Origin of the sequence: Pseudoduganella sp. R-32 (assembly GCF_049913245.1) — a bacterium.
Classification (GTDB): Bacteria; Pseudomonadota; Gammaproteobacteria; order Burkholderiales; family Burkholderiaceae_D; genus Rugamonas.
In genome coordinates, this window is the sequence record NZ_CP183987.1 from 2,802,585 (window position 1) to 2,817,270 (window position 14,686).

The following is a 14,686-nucleotide window of genomic DNA, read 5'->3' on the forward strand; positions in this document are numbered from 1 at the left end:
GCGGGGCGCTTTTTTTGTATAGTCGTTGCGTGCACCCTTGCAGGGAGGACGCAACATGGAAGGATCATTGTCGATCTGGGCGAAGACCGCCCCCGTCGCCGCGATGCCGGAACTGAGCGGCGAACTGCAGGCCGATGCCTGCATCATTGGAGGCGGCATTGCCGGCCTCACCACCGCCTACCTGTTGACGCTGGAAGGGCGGCGGGTGGTGCTGCTGGAAGCGCGGCAGCTCGGCAGCGGCGAAACCGGCCGCACCACCGCCCACCTGATGCCGCCGGACGAGTGGTATCACTGCATAGAGCAAAATTTCGGCTCAGTCAACGCGAGGCTGGTTGCCGCTGGCCAGATGGCGGCCATCGAACAGGTGGCGTCCATCGTGGGCAGCGAAGGACTGGACTGCGAATTCGAGCGGCTCGACGGCTACCTGTACTCCGCAACTGGCGACCCCAATGAAATCCGGCGCGAGTGCGAAGCTGCAACGCGCGCCGGCCTGGAGGCCGAGCTGCTGCCCCAGGTGCCTGGCCTGCCGTTTGAAAGCGGCAGCTGCGTGCGTTACGCCCGACTGGCGCAATTTCATCCGCTGAAATACCTGGACGGGCTTGCCGACTGCATCCGCCGCCGCGATGGACGCATTTTCTGCGGCAGCCGCGCCACCGGCATCGACCGGGTTGGCGACAAGCTGCACGTGAACACGGCCGGCGGGCGCGTGGTGGCAAACGCCGTGGTGGTGGCCACCAACACCCCGTTCAACAACCGCGTCGTATTGCATACCAAGCAGAATGGCTACCGTACCTACGTGATCGGGGTCGAGGTGCCGCGCGGGTCCTTGCCGCGCATGCTGCTATGGGACAGTGGCGACCCCTATTACTACGTCCGGCTGGAATCGGGCGGGGCCAGCCCGGGCCACGACGTGCTGATTGTCGGCGGCTGCGATCATAAGGTCGGGCAGGACGGCGACCCGCGCCACCGGCATGAGCAGCTCGAGGCATGGACGCGGCAGCACTTCCCGATGGCAGGCGCGGTAACCCTGCGCTGGTCCGGGGAAGTCATGGAGCCAGCAGACGGCTTGCCCTTCCTGGGCCGCAATCCGGCCGACGACAGCCAGGTGTACGTGATAAGCGGGGACTCGGGCACCGGCATGACCAACTGCACGCTTGGGGCGATGATCGTGCGCGACCTTGTGGCCGGGCGGGAAAATCCCTGGACCGAACTGTATGACCCGGCGCGCAAGCCTTTCCACGGCATGAAGGAATTCATGCAGGAGCAGGTGAATACGCTGGCGCAGTATGGCGGCTGGCTGCGCGGCGGCGACGTGGAGTCGGCGGTGGAAATTGCGCCGGGGCAGGGCGCCATCCTGAATCGCGGCGCCAGGAAACTGGCGGTCTATCGCGACGACGATGGCGGGCTGCATGCCATGTCGGCCGCCTGCACCCACCTGGGCTGTGCAGTGAGCTGGAACCCGGCCGAGAGGTCCTGGGATTGCCCTTGCCACGGTTCGCGCTTTTCAGCCGAGGGGGCGGTGCTGCACGGGCCGGCCAACACGGCGCTGGCGGCGGAAGAACTGGACGATGACGAAGCCGGCATCCAGCCTGTGCCCGGCCAGCACGGCAGCAGCCACCGCGCGCCGCGCTAGCGCCGGAAAGGCGTGTGCTCGTTCAGTTCATCGAGGTAGGCATCGATACCGCCTGCCTCGCGCTCCAGGAAGCGCTCCACCGCGTCGCTGAAAGCGGGGTGGGCCAGCCAGTGGGCAGAGTAGGTTTTCTGCGGCAGGAAGCCGCGCGCCATCTTGTGCTCGCCCTGCGCGCCGCCTTCGAAGGTCCTGATGCCGTTGGCGATGCAGAATTCGAGCGGCTGGTAGTAGGCGGTTTCGAAATGCAGGCAGGGGATGTGTTCCATCGCGCCCCAATAGCGGCCGTACAGCGTGTCGCCGGTGTGGACGAGCAGCGAGGATGCGAGCGGCTGGCCATCGCGCTCGGCGAGCACCAGCAGCAGGTTTTGCGGCATGGTACGGGCCAGGCGCAGCCAGAAATCCAGGTTCAGATAGGGCGAGGAGCGGTGCTCGGCGTAGGTGTTGCTGTAGCAGCGGTGGAAGAAGCGCCAGTCTTGCTCGGTCGTTTCGGCTCCGCGCAGCTGGCGCATGGCGATGCCGGCTTCCCTGACCTTGCGGCGCTCGGCGCGGATGTTCTTGCGTTTTTTGTGCTCCAGCGTATCCAGGAACTGGTCGAAGTGCTGGTAGTCCTGGTTCAGCCAGTGGAACTGCACGCCGGTGCGCAGCATGAAGCCCGCCTGGCGCAAGTGTTCCGCTTCCTCCTCCGTCGGGTAGAGGACGTGGGTAGAGGACATGCCGGCGGCGCCTTGTTGCTCGCAAAGGAAGGCCAGCAAGGCGCTTCGCGCCGCTGCGTTGCGCGCCATCAGGCGCGGGCCGGTAACGGGCGTAAACGGGATGGCGGAGAGCAGCTTCGGGTAATACTCGATGCCGTTGCGGTGGTAGGCGTCGGCCCAGGCCCAGTCAAAAACATACTCGCCGTAGGAGTGGGATTTGACGTAGAGCGGCATGGCAGCGGCCAGGCTGCCGCCCTGCCAGACGGCCAGGAATTGCGGCTGCCATCCCGTATCGGCGCACGCGCTGCCCGATTCATGCAGGGCATGCAGGAAGGCGTGCGACAGGAAGGGATTGCCCGCCGCCAGCCGATCCCATTCGGCTGGATCGACATCGGCAAGGGAAGAAAGGACGCTGGTACGGTATTCCATCGGGCCATTCTAGCCAATTACGGCCGAGCCCGTGTCACACCATGGGGTCACACCCCAAGTGTGACACGGGCTCGGCCGTACGCTGGGGCGGGGGCAATGTTAAAATCTTCGCCATCACCTTTGCCTTGCCGAGATATGCCGCATTTCTTCCATAATTTGTACAACCATGACTTTGCCCGTGTGGCGGTTGGCGTGCCGCGCTGCCGGGTGGCTGATCCGCAGTTCAATGCGGCGCAGACGATCGCCTTGGCGGAGGAGGCGGCGGCGAAGGGCGCGGTCCTCGTGGCTTTCCCGGAGCTGGGCCTGTCTGCCTACTCTTGCGATGATCTGTTCCACCAGCGCGCGTTGCTGGACGGGGCGCTGCAGGCGCTGGCTTCCGTGGTCGAGGCTTCGAGCCGCATTCCGACGGCGATGGTCGTGGGCGCGCCGCTGCGCATCGACCATCAGCTGTTCAATTGCGCGGTCGTGGTGTCGGGCGGCGTGATTCGCGGCGTGGTGCCGAAGTCCTATTTGCCGAATTACGGCGAATTCTACGAGGCGCGCCAGTTCAGCGCGGCCGATGAGGCGATTTCCACCGAAATCTCGCTGCTCGGCCAGCAGGTGCCTTTCGGAGCCAACCAGCTGTTCGAGCTTGAAAACCTGCCGCTGTTCAAATTCCATATCGAGATCTGCGAGGACGTCTGGGTCCCGATTCCGCCGTCGTCCTTTGCCGCATTGGCCGGGGCGACCGTGCTGGTCAACCTGTCCGCTTCCAATATCCTCGTCGGCAAGGCCGATTACCGCCGCCAGCTGGTCGGCCAGCAATCGGCGCGCTGCATTGCGGCTTACCTGTATTCTTCGGCAGGCCGCGGCGAGTCGACCACCGACCTGGCCTGGGATGGCCAGGCGCTGATCTGCGAGAACGGCGAAATGCTGGCCGAGTCCGAGCGCTTCGCCGAAGAATCGCACATCATCTTTGCCGACGTCGACCTGGAGCGCCTGTCGCGCGAACGCATGCGCACCACCACGTTCGGCCATTCGACCCGCCGCCATAAGGCCGAAGTGGCGCAGTTCCGCACCGCGCGCTTTCCGGTCGAGCTGCCGTCGCAGCGCGTGCTGCCGCTGGAGCGCAATGTGGCGCGCTTCCCTTACGTGCCGTCCAACCCGCAACTGCGCGACAAGCGTTGCAACGAGGTCTATCACATCCAGGTCAGCGCGCTGGTGCAGCGCCTGTCCTCGTCCGGCATCAGGAAGGTGGTGATCGGCGTGTCGGGCGGCCTGGATTCAACCCACGCGCTGCTGGTCTGTGCCAAGGCCATGGACCACCTCGGCCTGCCGCGCACCAATATCATCGCGGCCACGATGCCGGGCTTTGCCACCAGCAGCCGCACGCTGGACCAGGCGAGGGCGCTGATGCAGTTCGTCGGCTGCACTGCGATGGAAGTCGACATCAGGCCAAGCTGCATCCAGATGCTGAAGGACCTGGGCCACCCGTACAGCGAGGGCAAGGAACAATACGACATCACCTTCGAGAACGTGCAGGCCGGCGAGCGCACCAATCACCTGTTCCGCATGGCGAATCATCATAACGGCATCGTGATCGGCACCGGCGACCTGAGCGAGCTGGCGCTGGGCTGGTGCACCTACGGCGTCGGCGACCATATGTCGCACTACAACGTGAATGCCAGCGTGCCCAAGACCCTGATCACCCATCTGGTGCGCTGGGTGGCCGAGAGCAAGCAGTTCGGCGACGTCAATTCAAGCGTGCTGCTGGCGGTGGTGAATACCGAAATCAGTCCGGAGCTGGTGCCCGGCAAGGCCGACGACGAAGCGCCGGCGCAGATCACGCAGAATGTGATCGGCCCCTACGAGCTGCAGGACTTCAACCTGTACTACACGCTGCGCTTCGGTTTTTCGCCGGCCAAGGTAGCCTTCCTGGCTTACCACGCCTGGCGCGACCGCGACGCAGGGTTGTGGCCGGAAGACGAGCACGTGGTGCGCAACCAGTACGAATTGAAAGACATCAAACACAACCTGGGCATCTTCCTCAAGCGCTTCTTCCAGACCTCCCAGTTCAAGCGCACCTGCGTGCCGAACGCGCCGAAAGTCGGATCGGGCGGCTCGCTGTCGCCGCGCGGCGACTGGCGCGCGCCAAGCGACTCGGAGGCTGCAGCCTGGCTGGAAAACCTGAAGACCGTGCCTGACGCTTAAAACCACTATAAGGAGAACGCAATGAAGCAAATTACCGCCATCATCAAGCCATTCAAGCTGGACGAGGTACGCGAATCGCTGGCCGAAGTGAACGTGACCGGCCTGACCGTGACCGAGGTAAAAGGCTTTGGCCGCCAGAAGGGCCACACCGAGCTGTATCGCGGCGCGGAATACGTGGTCGATTTCCTGCCGAAGGTGAAAGTGGAAGTGGTGGTGGACGACAGCGTGGTCGATACCGCTGTCGATGCGATCATCAAGGCGGCCCGCACCGGCAAGATCGGCGACGGCAAGATCTTCGTGCAGAACATCGAGCAGGTGATACGCATCCGTACCGGCGAAACCGGCGCTGACGCGGTTTGATCAGGCCGCAGATCTAACGACCTGCACGCAATCGCGGCCTGCGTGCTTGGCCGCGTACAAAGCCTGGTCGGCACGCGCCAGCAGCGTGTCCGGCCCGCTGTCTCCCGCCTCCAGGCAGGCAATGCCGATGCTCAGCTTGAGCGGCACGGCCCGGCCCTCATGCATAAGCTGCAGCGCCCTGGTGCCGGTGCGCAGGCGCTCCGCCACGACCTGCGCTTCGCTGATTCCTGTCGATGGGAGCACGATTGCAAATTCCTCGCCGCCCAGGCGGGCCGCCAGGTCGCTGCGCCTGCAGGCGGTGGCGCAATGGCGTCCGATGGCGATAATCGCCTGGTCGCCGGTGAGGTGGCCAAAGCTGTCGTTGATTGCCTTGAAGTGATCGATGTCGATCATCAGCAGCGAGAGCTTGTGCCCATAGCGCCGCGAGCGTTCGATTTCCATTTCCGTGCGCGCCATGAACTGGCGCCGGTTGGCGATGCCGGTCAGGAAATCGGTGGTCGCGATCTCGTGCAGTTCACGGTTGCGGTCCTCGATCGTTTTTTCCAGTTGCAGGCTTTCCATTTCCAGCGCTGCGGCCAGGGCCTCGAGCGAAGCGCGTGCATTGTCGCTCTCGATGCGGAACTGGGCTGCGATAACGAGGATGGCCAGGGCCCCGCGCAACAGCTCGCCGGCAACGACGTCTCCGCCCTGGACGGCCAGGGCGGCAAACAGCTGCCATGCAGTGTCGATGCCAAACAGCGCGCACAGCATGGCGCGGCCATTGCGCGGCGCATGGCGCGAAAGGAGCGCGATGGCTGCCAGCGGCAATGGAATGCGTATCGCCGCCGCGAGAACCAGGCGCGCGTGGTCGCTTGCATGGCCGGTCGAGGCGCAAAGGACGGCGGCCGCCAGCAGGAATGCGAGCCAAGGCTGGGGCTTGAGCAGGCATGGCGGCGGGGCAGGCATATAGCGCACGGCGCCGCGCAGCAGCAGCATGGCGTTGGCGGCGGCCAGCACGTTGGGCAGCACCACTGTCAGCGCCACAGGCAAGTCGCCGCGCATGCCGGCCAGTATCCATGCCAGGCCCTGGCAGATCGCCGCCAGGCTCCAGTTGGACCCGGCGGAACGGCCATCGCGTACCGCGTGCAGGCCGATGAAGGCGATGCCGAGTGCCAGGCAGGCAATGCCGAGGGTCAGTTGGCAAGTTCCGATGTGCAGGGTATTCATACTGCCTCCACCCGGTTGCGGCCGCCGTTCTTGGCGCGATACAGGGCAGCGTCGGCGCGAACCACCAGGCTGTCCATCGAGGCATCATGCGACTTGAGTGCGGTGATGCCGAAGCTGGCAGTAACCTGGTGCGGCACGCCGGACAGCGCGGGCGGGATGGCGCTGATGGCACGCCGCAGGCGCTCGGCCGCAAGCCGGGCCGCAATGGCGCTGGTTTCAGGCATCAGCAAGGCAAATTCTTCGCCGCCGAGGCGGCCGGGCAGGTCGACGTTGCGGGCATTGGACTGGCAGGCCTGGGCAATGACTTGCAGCAGCTTGTCGCCTGCCGCATGACCGAAGCGGTCGTTAATCTGCTTGAAGTGGTCGATATCGAGCAACAGCAGCGTGAGCGGCAGGTGGTAGCGGCGGGCCCGTTCGATTTCGTCGTTGCCGCGCTCCATGAAGTGACGGCGATTGGCGATGCCGGTCATGCTGTCGGTGGTCGCTTGCCGGGTCAGTTCCGCGGTGCGTTCGGCGACCACGGCCTTCAGTTTGTTGCGCTTGTCCTGCAGGCGGCCGGCGTGGGCCGCAAGCTCGTCGCGGATCTTTTCGCTCTCCAGCCGGAACTGGAAGGCGTTCACCAGCAGATGCAGGATGCCGCCCACCGAGACCATGACTGCAAACGAGGAGCCGCCGTCCAGAAAATTGTCGACGTGCTCGCCTGAAAGGAGGGCAGTGCCTAGACGCACCACGCTCCAGATGGTGGCCAGCGCCAGGATGTCGACCAGGTAGCGGGTGCCGGCCGGCAGGCCGGGCCGCCTGACCAGCATCAGCAAGGTCGCGCAGTAAAAGGCGGCGCGGCAGGCAGACACCAGCCCGATCCGGGCCTGCACGCTCGGCTGGCCGTAACTGAACCAGGCGAACGCTGCGGCGGCCGCACCGACGCACAGGGCGTAATAACGGTCGCTGTAGCGTGCGCCGACCAGCATTGCCGTGCCGCGATGAATGAACACCAGGCTGACGACGGACAAGGCGTTGTCGGCGACGGTTCCAATGTAGCCGGGGAGTGTGGCGGAATTGGCAACAAGCAGCGCTGCGACACCGCCGGCCAGGGCGGAAAGGGCCCACTGGCCGCCGGGCGTGCCCGCCAGGGAGCGGCCGTGCAAGCCCCGGAAGGCGCAGGCAATCAGGATCGACAGGAAGCCGACCAGGCTCGTTGCAGTAGCGACATCAAAGGTAAACACGGACAGGCAAGCGCATCAAGAAAGTTGCGCAATTGTATCAGTTGTTACTTGATGGTAAGTTTTAACTTTCCAATTGAAAGTCTGTTGGCGATAGCCCTACGGCCGGCTGATCTTCAGGTCAAAGCGCCAGGCCAGCAGGCGCATCACGGTGATCAGGCCGGCACTGGACCACAGGGCGACGTCGTCCGAAACCTGGGTATATTGCAGCGCGATATAGAACCAGCAGCCGAAGAAGGCGCAGATCGCGTACGGTTTTCCATCGCGGAAGACCATCGGCACCTCGTTACAGATGATGTCGCGCAGCACGCCGCCGAAAATGCCCGTTACCACGCCCATCATCACGGCGACGAAAATCGGCATGTCGGCCGCAAGCGCTTGGGCCACGCTGGCAACCGCGAACAGGCCGAGGCCCACCGCGTCGGCTATCACGATCAGCCGTTCGGAAACGATATGGCGGATATGCTTGACGAAAGGCGCCGCCACCAGTGCCACCACGAACAGCAGGATCGTATATTCCTGGTGCGCTACCCAGAACAGCGGACGCTTGTCGAGCAGGATGTCGCGTACGGTACCGCCGCCGAAGGCGGTAATGAAGGCGACGATGAACACGCCGACAATGTCCATGCGCTTGCGGCGCGCTTCGATGAAGCCGGAGAATGCCCCAACCAGGATTGCTACGACCTCAATGATGGTGATCAGGGAAACGGCGGGGACTATTTTCATGAGGCGCAGATTAGCATCCTGATAGCAGAACCTGCAAGCCACGCATGCCGTGGCGCCGCCGCGGCGAAAGGAGGCCGGTCAGCGCTGGGGCGCGAGGGCGGAGCGCAGCAGCACCATGATGGCGCCTTCGCCGCCTTCTTCGGCGCGGGCCTGGCAGAAGGCGATTACGCCGTCGGTCTGCACCAGCCAGGAGTGGACCATGGATTTCAGCACCGGCTCGCCGCCGCGCGAACCGAAGCCGCGGCCGTAGATCACGCACACGCAGCGGTAGTTGCGGCGTTTGGCCTTGAGGAGGAAATCGTCCACCGCCTGGCGCGCCTCGTCGCGGCGCTTGCCGTGCAGGTCCAGTTCATCCTGTACCGGCCAATGGCCCTTGCGCATCTTCTTCATCACGTCCGGGCCGATGCCGGGCGCGCTGTAGTTCAGCGAGGGATCTTCTTCCATGTAATGGTCGACGTCGAACATATCCGACAGCATCGACTCGCGCAGCACGGCTGCGTCGTCCGCCGCCTGCTCCTCGGCCGTCTGCTGCTTGCGCGGGCCGGATGGGGCAGGGCGGCCCGCCGCGGCCGGGCCCTTGGCGGGCGGCGGCACGTAGCGGTCGGACGGCTTCATCTTCTGCACGCCGGCCATGGAGGACTGGAACACGTTGGCAGCGGCGGCCGCGGCCTTTTCCTGCCTGGCGCGCTCCTTCTGCTCGGCCGCGCGCTGCTCTTCCTGCTCCTTGAGCTGCTTGCCCAGTCCCTTCAGGTCGGCGAAGCTTTTCACTCTTGCGCTTCCAGGTAGCGTTGCGCGTCCAGCGCGGCCATGCAGCCGGTGCCGGCGGAAGTGATGGCCTGGCGGTAGATGTGGTCTTGCACGTCGCCGGCTGCAAATACGCCTGGCACGGAGGTGGCGGTGGCCATGCCTTCGGTGCCGGTGCGGGTCTTGATATAGCCATCCTTCATTTCCAGCTGGCCTTCGAAAATGCCGGTGTTCGGCTTGTGGCCGATGGCGATGAACAGGCCGTGCACTGCCACGTCGGACAAGCCGCCGTCATTGTGCTTGATGGTGATGGCGTTGACGCCGGACTGGTCGCCCTTCACTTCGTGCAGGGTGGAGTTCAGCTTCAGCTCGATCTTGCCTTCGGCGACCTTGGCCATCAGGCGGTCCACCAGGATAGGCTCGGCGCGGAACTTCTCGCGGCGGTGCACCAGGGTGACCTTGGTGGCGATGTTCGACAGGTACAGGGCTTCTTCAACGGCGGTATTGCCGCCGCCAACCACGGCCACTTCCTGGCCGCGGTAGAAGAAACCGTCGCAGGTGGCGCAGGCGGACACGCCGCGGCCCATGAATTCCTGCTCGGTCGGCAGGCCCAGGTACTGGGCCGAGGCGCCGGTGGCGATGATCAGGGTGTCGCAGGTGTAGGTGTTGCTGTCGCCCACCAGGCGGATCGGCTTTTCGTTCAGGTGGGTGGTGTGGATGTGGTCAAACACGATTTCGGTCTTGAAGCGCTCGGCGTGCTGCAGGAAGCGCTGCATCAGGTCCGGACCCTGGACGCCCATCGGGTCGGCCGGCCAGTTTTCCACGTCGGTGGTGGTCATCAGCTGGCCGCCTTGCTCGACGCCGGTCACCAGCATCGGATTCAGGTTGGCGCGCGCGGCGTAAATCGCGGCGCTGTAGCCTGCTGGACCGGAGCCGAGAATCAGGACTTTGGCGTGTTTGGTAGTAGTCATATGCGGATTCTTTACCTAGTTGGAGTGTCTGGTATATGGGTGCGGACAGGAATGCGACAAGTCCGGCCCCAAGCAAACCGAAATTATATGCGAAGCGTGCATTTCACATGTACCGTGGGGCCGTTTTACCTTGATATGCCTTAGAATAAGCGCAATTATGGAATTTTTGCCTCCAAGCAATGAGTAAGAAGAGTCAAAAGAGCCAGGAGACTTCTTCTGGTTACACTCGCAATGTCACCGAACGCCAGCCCTTACCCAATCGGCTGGTGCGACTGCTGTCGGAGGCCCGCTTTTTCGCGCTGTTTGTCGTCTGCGTTTATTTCATCCTGATCCTGGCCAGCTACAACCGGCTGGATCCGGGCTGGTCGCACAATAATGTGGTGCCCACGGTGTTCAACCTGGGCGGGCGCGGCGGCGCCTGGCTGTCCGATTTGATGCTGTTCATCTTTGGCTTCTCAGCCTGGTGGTGGTGCGTCTACATGCTGCGCGTGGTGTGGCAGGGCTATCGCCGCCTGACCCGCAAATTCGTGCTGGAGAAGGACGAAGATCCTGAACACAAGCAGGAAGGCCTGATCCGCGTGATCGGTTTCGGCCTGATGCTGGTGGGTTCGATGGGCCTGGAGTTCCTGCGCCTCTACACGCTGAAAGTGCAGTTGCCGCGCGCGCCGGGCGGCGTGCTGGGTGAGCTGATCGGACACGGCGCGCACGTGGGCCTGGGTTTTACCGGCGCCACGCTGCTGTTGCTGCTGTTGTTCGGCACCGGGTTCAGCCTGTTCTTCCACGTATCGTGGATGTCGGTGGCCGAGAAGATCGGTGAAGTCATCGAGATGGGCATCGACTGGGTCCGCGCCCGCATGGAAGACCGCGAGGATCGTCGCCAGGGCGACGTGGCCGTGGTCAAGCGCGAAGAAAAAGTGGTCAAGGAACGCGTCAAGCACGAGGAGAAGCATCCGAAGCCGGCCGACTTGCCGCCGGATGCGCCGCCGGCGCCTATCGTCAAGATCGAGCCGCAGATCACCCAGGTGGTGCAATCCGAGCGCGTGATCAAGGAAAAGCAGGGCACCCTGTTCCAGGAAATCGAGAACACCACGCTGCCGCCGTTGTCGCTGCTGGACGATGCGCCGCCGCAGCAGGAAACCGTGGCCGTGGAAACGCTGGAATTCACCAGCCGCCTGATCGAGAAAAAACTGTCCGACTTTGGCGTGGAAGCCAAGGTGGTAGCCGCCTATCCGGGTCCGGTCGTGACCCGCTACGAAATCGAGCCTGCCACCGGCGTGAAGGGCAGCCAGATCGTCAACCTGGCGCGCGACCTGGCGCGTTCGCTGTCCCTGACCTCGATCCGCGTGGTGGAAACCATCCCGGGCAAGAACTACATGGCGCTGGAGCTGCCGAATCCCAAGCGCCAGATCGTGCGCCTGACCGAAATCCTCGGCTCCAAGGTCTATAACGACAACCACTCGCCGCTGACCGTGGCGCTTGGCAAGGATATCGCCGGCAAGCCGGTGGTGGCCGACCTGGCCAAGATGCCGCACCTGCTGGTGGCCGGTACCACCGGTTCCGGCAAGTCGGTCGGTATCAACGCCACCATCCTGTCGCTCTTGTACAAGGCCGACCCGCACGACGTGCGCATGATCCTGATCGACCCGAAGATGCTGGAAATGTCGGTGTACGAAGGCATCCCGCACCTGCTGGCGCCGGTCGTTACCGATATGCGCCAGGCCGGCCACGCCCTGAACTGGGCGGTGAACGAAATGGAGCGCCGCTACAAGCTGATGTCCAAGCTGGGCGTGCGCAACCTGGCCGGCTACAACGCCAAGATTGCCGAGGCCGAGAAACGCGAAGAGAAGATCCCGAATCCGTTCTCGATCACGCCGGACGCGCCGGAACCGCTGGAAAAACTGCCAACCATCGTCATCATCATCGACGAGCTGGCCGACCTGATGATGGTGGTCGGCAAGAAGGTGGAAGAGCTGATCGCCCGCATCGCGCAGAAAGCGCGTGCGGCAGGCCTGCACTTGATTCTGGCGACCCAGCGCCCATCTGTGGACGTGATCACGGGCCTGATCAAGGCCAATATCCCGACGCGTATCGCGTTCCAGGTATCGTCCAAGATCGACTCGCGCACCATTCTGGACCAGATGGGCGCCGAAACCCTGCTGGGCATGGGCGACATGCTGTACATGCCGCCGGGTACCGGCTTGCCGATCCGCGTGCACGGCGCCTTCGTGTCGGACGATGAAGTGCACCGCGTCGTGAAGCATCTGAAAGCCCAGGGCGAGCCGAATTACATCGAGGGCATCCTGGAAGGCGGCACGCTGGAAGAAGGCGGCGGCGACGGCGCCGCGGCCGGTGCTGGCGGCGGCGGAGACAGCGAGGCCGATCCGATGTACGACCAGGCGGTGCAAGTCGTGCTGAAGCACCGCAAGGCATCGATTTCGCTGGTGCAGCGCCACCTGCGCATCGGCTACAACCGGGCGGCACGCCTGTTGGAACAGATGGAAAACAGCGGCGTTGTATCGGCCATGCAGTCGAACGGCAACCGCGAAATCATCGCACCTACCGCATCGGCGGAATAAGGATTCTTATGAAGTACACCAAGTTGATGGCGGCCCTGGCCGCCGGCCTGCTGTTCGCAGGTTCCGCCAGCGCTGCGGCGCTGGACCAGTTCAAGTCTTTCGTGGCCAGCACCAAGGCAGCCAGGGGCGAATTCACGCAAAAGGTCGTGGCGCAAGGCAGCAAGGACAAGCTGTCCTCCGGCAGCTTCACCTTTGCCCGCCCGGGCAAGTTCATCTGGACCTACACCAAGCCTTACGACCAGGTGCTGCAGGCCGACGGCGAGCAGCTGTATATTTTCGACAAGGACCTGAACCAGGTTACCGTGCGCAGGCTGGGCGATGCTTTGGGTTCCTCGCCAGCCGCCATCCTGTTCGGCTCCAACGACCTGGAAAAGAACTTTGCCCTGGCCGAGGCGGGTTCGCGCGATGGCCTGGAATGGCTGAAAGCCACGCCCAAAGCCAAGGATGCCAGCTTCGAGCAGATCCAGATCGGCCTGAAAAACGGCGTGCCGGAAGCGATGGAACTGAAAGACAGCTTCGGCCAGACTTCCATCCTGTCGTTCAAGAAGTTTGAAAAAAATCCTGCGTTGAATGCAACGTCCTTTAAATTTGTCATGCCCAAGGGCGCGGACGTCATCAACAATTAGGGCATGATGACGCAAGACCTGTTCGCCCCGGAACCCACCCCGCCGCTGGCCGAAGCGCTGCGCCCGCATACCGTTGCGGACGTGATCGGCCAGAGCCATTTGCTGGGCGAGGGCAAGCCTTTGAACCTGCTGTTCAAGTCCGGCAAGCCGCATTCGATGATCCTGTGGGGGCCGCCGGGCGTGGGCAAGACCACGCTGGCGCGCTTGTCGGCGCGCGCCTTCGACTGCGAGTTCATCGCCATTTCGGCCGTGCTGGGCGGGGTCAAGGACATCCGCGCCGCCATCGAACAGGCGGAGCAATTCGTCGCCAATGGCAAGCAGACCATCCTGTTCATCGACGAAATCCACCGCTTCAACAAGGCGCAGCAGGATGCGCTGCTGCCGTATGTCGAATCCGGCCTGGTCACCCTGATCGGCGCCACCACCGAAAACCCCTCGTTCGAAGTCAACTCCGCACTGCTGTCGCGCGCCCAGGTCTATGTACTGAAGGCGCTGACCGAAGAAGAGATGCGCCAGCTGCTGGCCCGCGCCCGCGAACGCTCCATGCCGGACCTGGACTTCGACGAGCTGGCGATCGATACCCTGATCGGCTACGCCGACGGCGATGCGCGCCGCTTCCTGAACCTGCTGGAGCAGACCAAGACCGCTGCCGCCACCGCGCGCACCAGCAAGGTCACCGGCGAATTCGTGCAAAACGCGCTGACCTTGAATGCGCGCCGCTTCGACAAGGGCGGCGACAATTTCTACGACCAGATATCGGCCCTGCACAAGTCTGTGCGCGGCTCAAACCCGGACGGCGCCTTGTACTGGTTCTGCCGCATGATCGACGGCGGGGCCGATCCGCGCTACCTGGCGCGCCGCATCGTGCGCATGGCGTGGGAAGACATCGGCCTGGCTGACCCGCGCGCCCTGACCATGGTCAACGACGCCGCCGAAACCTATGAGCGGCTCGGCTCTCCGGAAGGGGAACTGGCGCTGGCGCAGGCCGTGATTTACCTGGCGGTTGCGGCCAAGAGCAATGCCGGCTACAACGCCTATAACGCCGCCATGGCCTTCGTGCGCCGCGACAAATCGCGCGAAGTGCCGGTCCACCTGCGCAATGCGCCGACCAAGTTGATGAAGGAGCTGGGCTACGGCCACGAATACCGCTACGCCCACGACGAGCCGGACGCCTATGCCGCCGGCGAAACCTACCTGCCGGATGGCATGGCGGAACCGGGCTGGTACCAGCCGGTTCCACGCGGCCTGGAATCCAAGATTGCCGACAAGCTGGCCTTCCTGCGGAAACTGGACGAAGAAGCCCGCAAGGGTTAAGT

The 14,686-nt window shown here is 63.9% G+C and carries 12 protein-coding genes; 6 read left to right on the forward strand and 6 right to left on the reverse strand.

What is annotated here, in order from left to right; all coding sequences use genetic code 11:
• Nucleotides 1-55: 55 nt before the first annotated feature.
• A complete protein-coding gene (locus ACN9MU_RS12915; RefSeq protein WP_426337422.1) occupies nucleotides 56-1,633 on the forward strand; it encodes an FAD-dependent oxidoreductase in 1,578 nt (525 codons plus the stop codon).
• Here ACN9MU_RS12915 and ACN9MU_RS12920 read toward each other — a convergent pair.
• Nucleotides 1,630-2,751 (reverse strand): GNAT family N-acetyltransferase, encoded by a 1,122-nt coding sequence (locus tag ACN9MU_RS12920; protein ID WP_426171122.1) that lies wholly within the window; start codon nucleotides 2,749-2,751, stop codon nucleotides 1,630-1,632. The genes ACN9MU_RS12915 and ACN9MU_RS12920 overlap by 4 nt on opposite strands.
• A gap of 135 nt (nucleotides 2,752-2,886) precedes the next feature.
• On the opposite strand from ACN9MU_RS12920, the gene ACN9MU_RS12925 reads away from it, so the two are divergent.
• The gene (locus ACN9MU_RS12925) at nucleotides 2,887-4,941 is read left to right on the forward strand and encodes an NAD(+) synthase (RefSeq protein ID WP_426337423.1); all 2,055 of its coding nucleotides are present in this window, start codon (nucleotides 2,887-2,889) and stop codon (nucleotides 4,939-4,941) included.
• Between the two features lie 21 nt (nucleotides 4,942-4,962).
• Nucleotides 4,963-5,301, forward strand: coding sequence for a P-II family nitrogen regulator (locus ACN9MU_RS12930; protein ID WP_028103924.1), 339 nt, complete (start codon nucleotides 4,963-4,965; stop codon nucleotides 5,299-5,301).
• Here ACN9MU_RS12930 and ACN9MU_RS12935 read toward each other — a convergent pair whose 3' ends face one another.
• From ACN9MU_RS12935 to trxB, 5 genes are all read right to left on the reverse strand, one after another.
• Nucleotides 5,302-6,507 carry a GGDEF domain-containing protein gene (locus ACN9MU_RS12935; protein WP_426344675.1) on the reverse strand — a complete coding sequence of 402 codons (1,206 nt, stop codon included), beginning with the start codon at nucleotides 6,505-6,507 and terminating at the stop codon, nucleotides 5,302-5,304. It lies immediately after the preceding gene.
• A complete protein-coding gene (locus tag ACN9MU_RS12940) occupies nucleotides 6,504-7,730 on the reverse strand; it encodes a GGDEF domain-containing protein (protein WP_426344676.1) in 1,227 nt (408 codons plus the stop codon). The genes ACN9MU_RS12935 and ACN9MU_RS12940 overlap by 4 nt, the downstream gene beginning before the upstream one ends.
• A gap of 96 nt (nucleotides 7,731-7,826) precedes the next feature.
• The gene (locus tag ACN9MU_RS12945) at nucleotides 7,827-8,453 is read right to left on the reverse strand and encodes a trimeric intracellular cation channel family protein (RefSeq protein WP_426171129.1); all 627 of its coding nucleotides are present in this window, start codon (nucleotides 8,451-8,453) and stop codon (nucleotides 7,827-7,829) included.
• Nucleotides 8,454-8,531: 78 nt separating this feature from the next.
• A complete protein-coding gene (locus tag ACN9MU_RS12950; RefSeq protein ID WP_426337426.1) occupies nucleotides 8,532-9,221 on the reverse strand; it encodes a Smr/MutS family protein in 690 nt (229 codons plus the stop codon).
• Nucleotides 9,218-10,168, reverse strand: coding sequence for a thioredoxin-disulfide reductase (gene trxB, locus ACN9MU_RS12955; RefSeq protein ID WP_426171133.1), 951 nt, complete (start codon nucleotides 10,166-10,168; stop codon nucleotides 9,218-9,220). Before trxB ends, ACN9MU_RS12950 begins: the two co-directional genes overlap by 4 nt.
• A 179-nt stretch (nucleotides 10,169-10,347) precedes the next feature.
• Here trxB and ACN9MU_RS12960 point away from each other — a divergent pair, with 179 nt between their 5' ends.
• From ACN9MU_RS12960 to ACN9MU_RS12970, 3 genes are read left to right on the forward strand one after another with little or no spacing between them, the layout of a single operon-like run.
• Nucleotides 10,348-12,744, forward strand: a complete 2,397-nt coding sequence (locus tag ACN9MU_RS12960; RefSeq protein WP_426171134.1) for a DNA translocase FtsK — start codon at nucleotides 10,348-10,350, stop codon at nucleotides 12,742-12,744.
• Between the two features lie 8 nt (nucleotides 12,745-12,752).
• Nucleotides 12,753-13,370, forward strand: coding sequence for an outer membrane lipoprotein chaperone LolA (gene lolA / locus ACN9MU_RS12965; protein WP_426344677.1), 618 nt, complete (start codon nucleotides 12,753-12,755; stop codon nucleotides 13,368-13,370).
• Between the two features lie 3 nt (nucleotides 13,371-13,373).
• Nucleotides 13,374-14,684, forward strand: coding sequence for a replication-associated recombination protein A (locus tag ACN9MU_RS12970; RefSeq protein WP_426322790.1), 1,311 nt, complete (start codon nucleotides 13,374-13,376; stop codon nucleotides 14,682-14,684).
• Nucleotides 14,685-14,686 lie beyond the last annotated feature (2 nt).

What these genes read in the sequence shown, in the direction of transcription:
- ACN9MU_RS12915 (WP_426337422.1), top strand. Translation starts at nt 56, where the DNA reads ATGGAAGGATCATTGTCGATCTGGGCGAAGACCGCCCCCGTCGCCGCG.
- ACN9MU_RS12920 (WP_426171122.1), bottom strand. Translation starts at nt 2,751, where the DNA reads ATGGAATACCGTACCAGCGTCCTTTCTTCCCTTGCCGATGTCGATCCA.
- ACN9MU_RS12925 (WP_426337423.1), top strand. Translation starts at nt 2,887, where the DNA reads ATGCCGCATTTCTTCCATAATTTGTACAACCATGACTTTGCCCGTGTG.
- ACN9MU_RS12930 (WP_028103924.1), top strand. Translation starts at nt 4,963, where the DNA reads ATGAAGCAAATTACCGCCATCATCAAGCCATTCAAGCTGGACGAGGTA.
- ACN9MU_RS12935 (WP_426344675.1), bottom strand. Translation starts at nt 6,507, where the DNA reads ATGAATACCCTGCACATCGGAACTTGCCAACTGACCCTCGGCATTGCC.
- ACN9MU_RS12945 (WP_426171129.1), bottom strand. Translation starts at nt 8,453, where the DNA reads ATGAAAATAGTCCCCGCCGTTTCCCTGATCACCATCATTGAGGTCGTA.
- trxB (WP_426171133.1), bottom strand. Translation starts at nt 10,168, where the DNA reads ATGACTACTACCAAACACGCCAAAGTCCTGATTCTCGGCTCCGGTCCA.
- ACN9MU_RS12960 (WP_426171134.1), top strand. Translation starts at nt 10,348, where the DNA reads ATGAGTAAGAAGAGTCAAAAGAGCCAGGAGACTTCTTCTGGTTACACT.
- lolA (WP_426344677.1), top strand. Translation starts at nt 12,753, where the DNA reads ATGAAGTACACCAAGTTGATGGCGGCCCTGGCCGCCGGCCTGCTGTTC.
- ACN9MU_RS12970 (WP_426322790.1), top strand. Translation starts at nt 13,374, where the DNA reads ATGATGACGCAAGACCTGTTCGCCCCGGAACCCACCCCGCCGCTGGCC.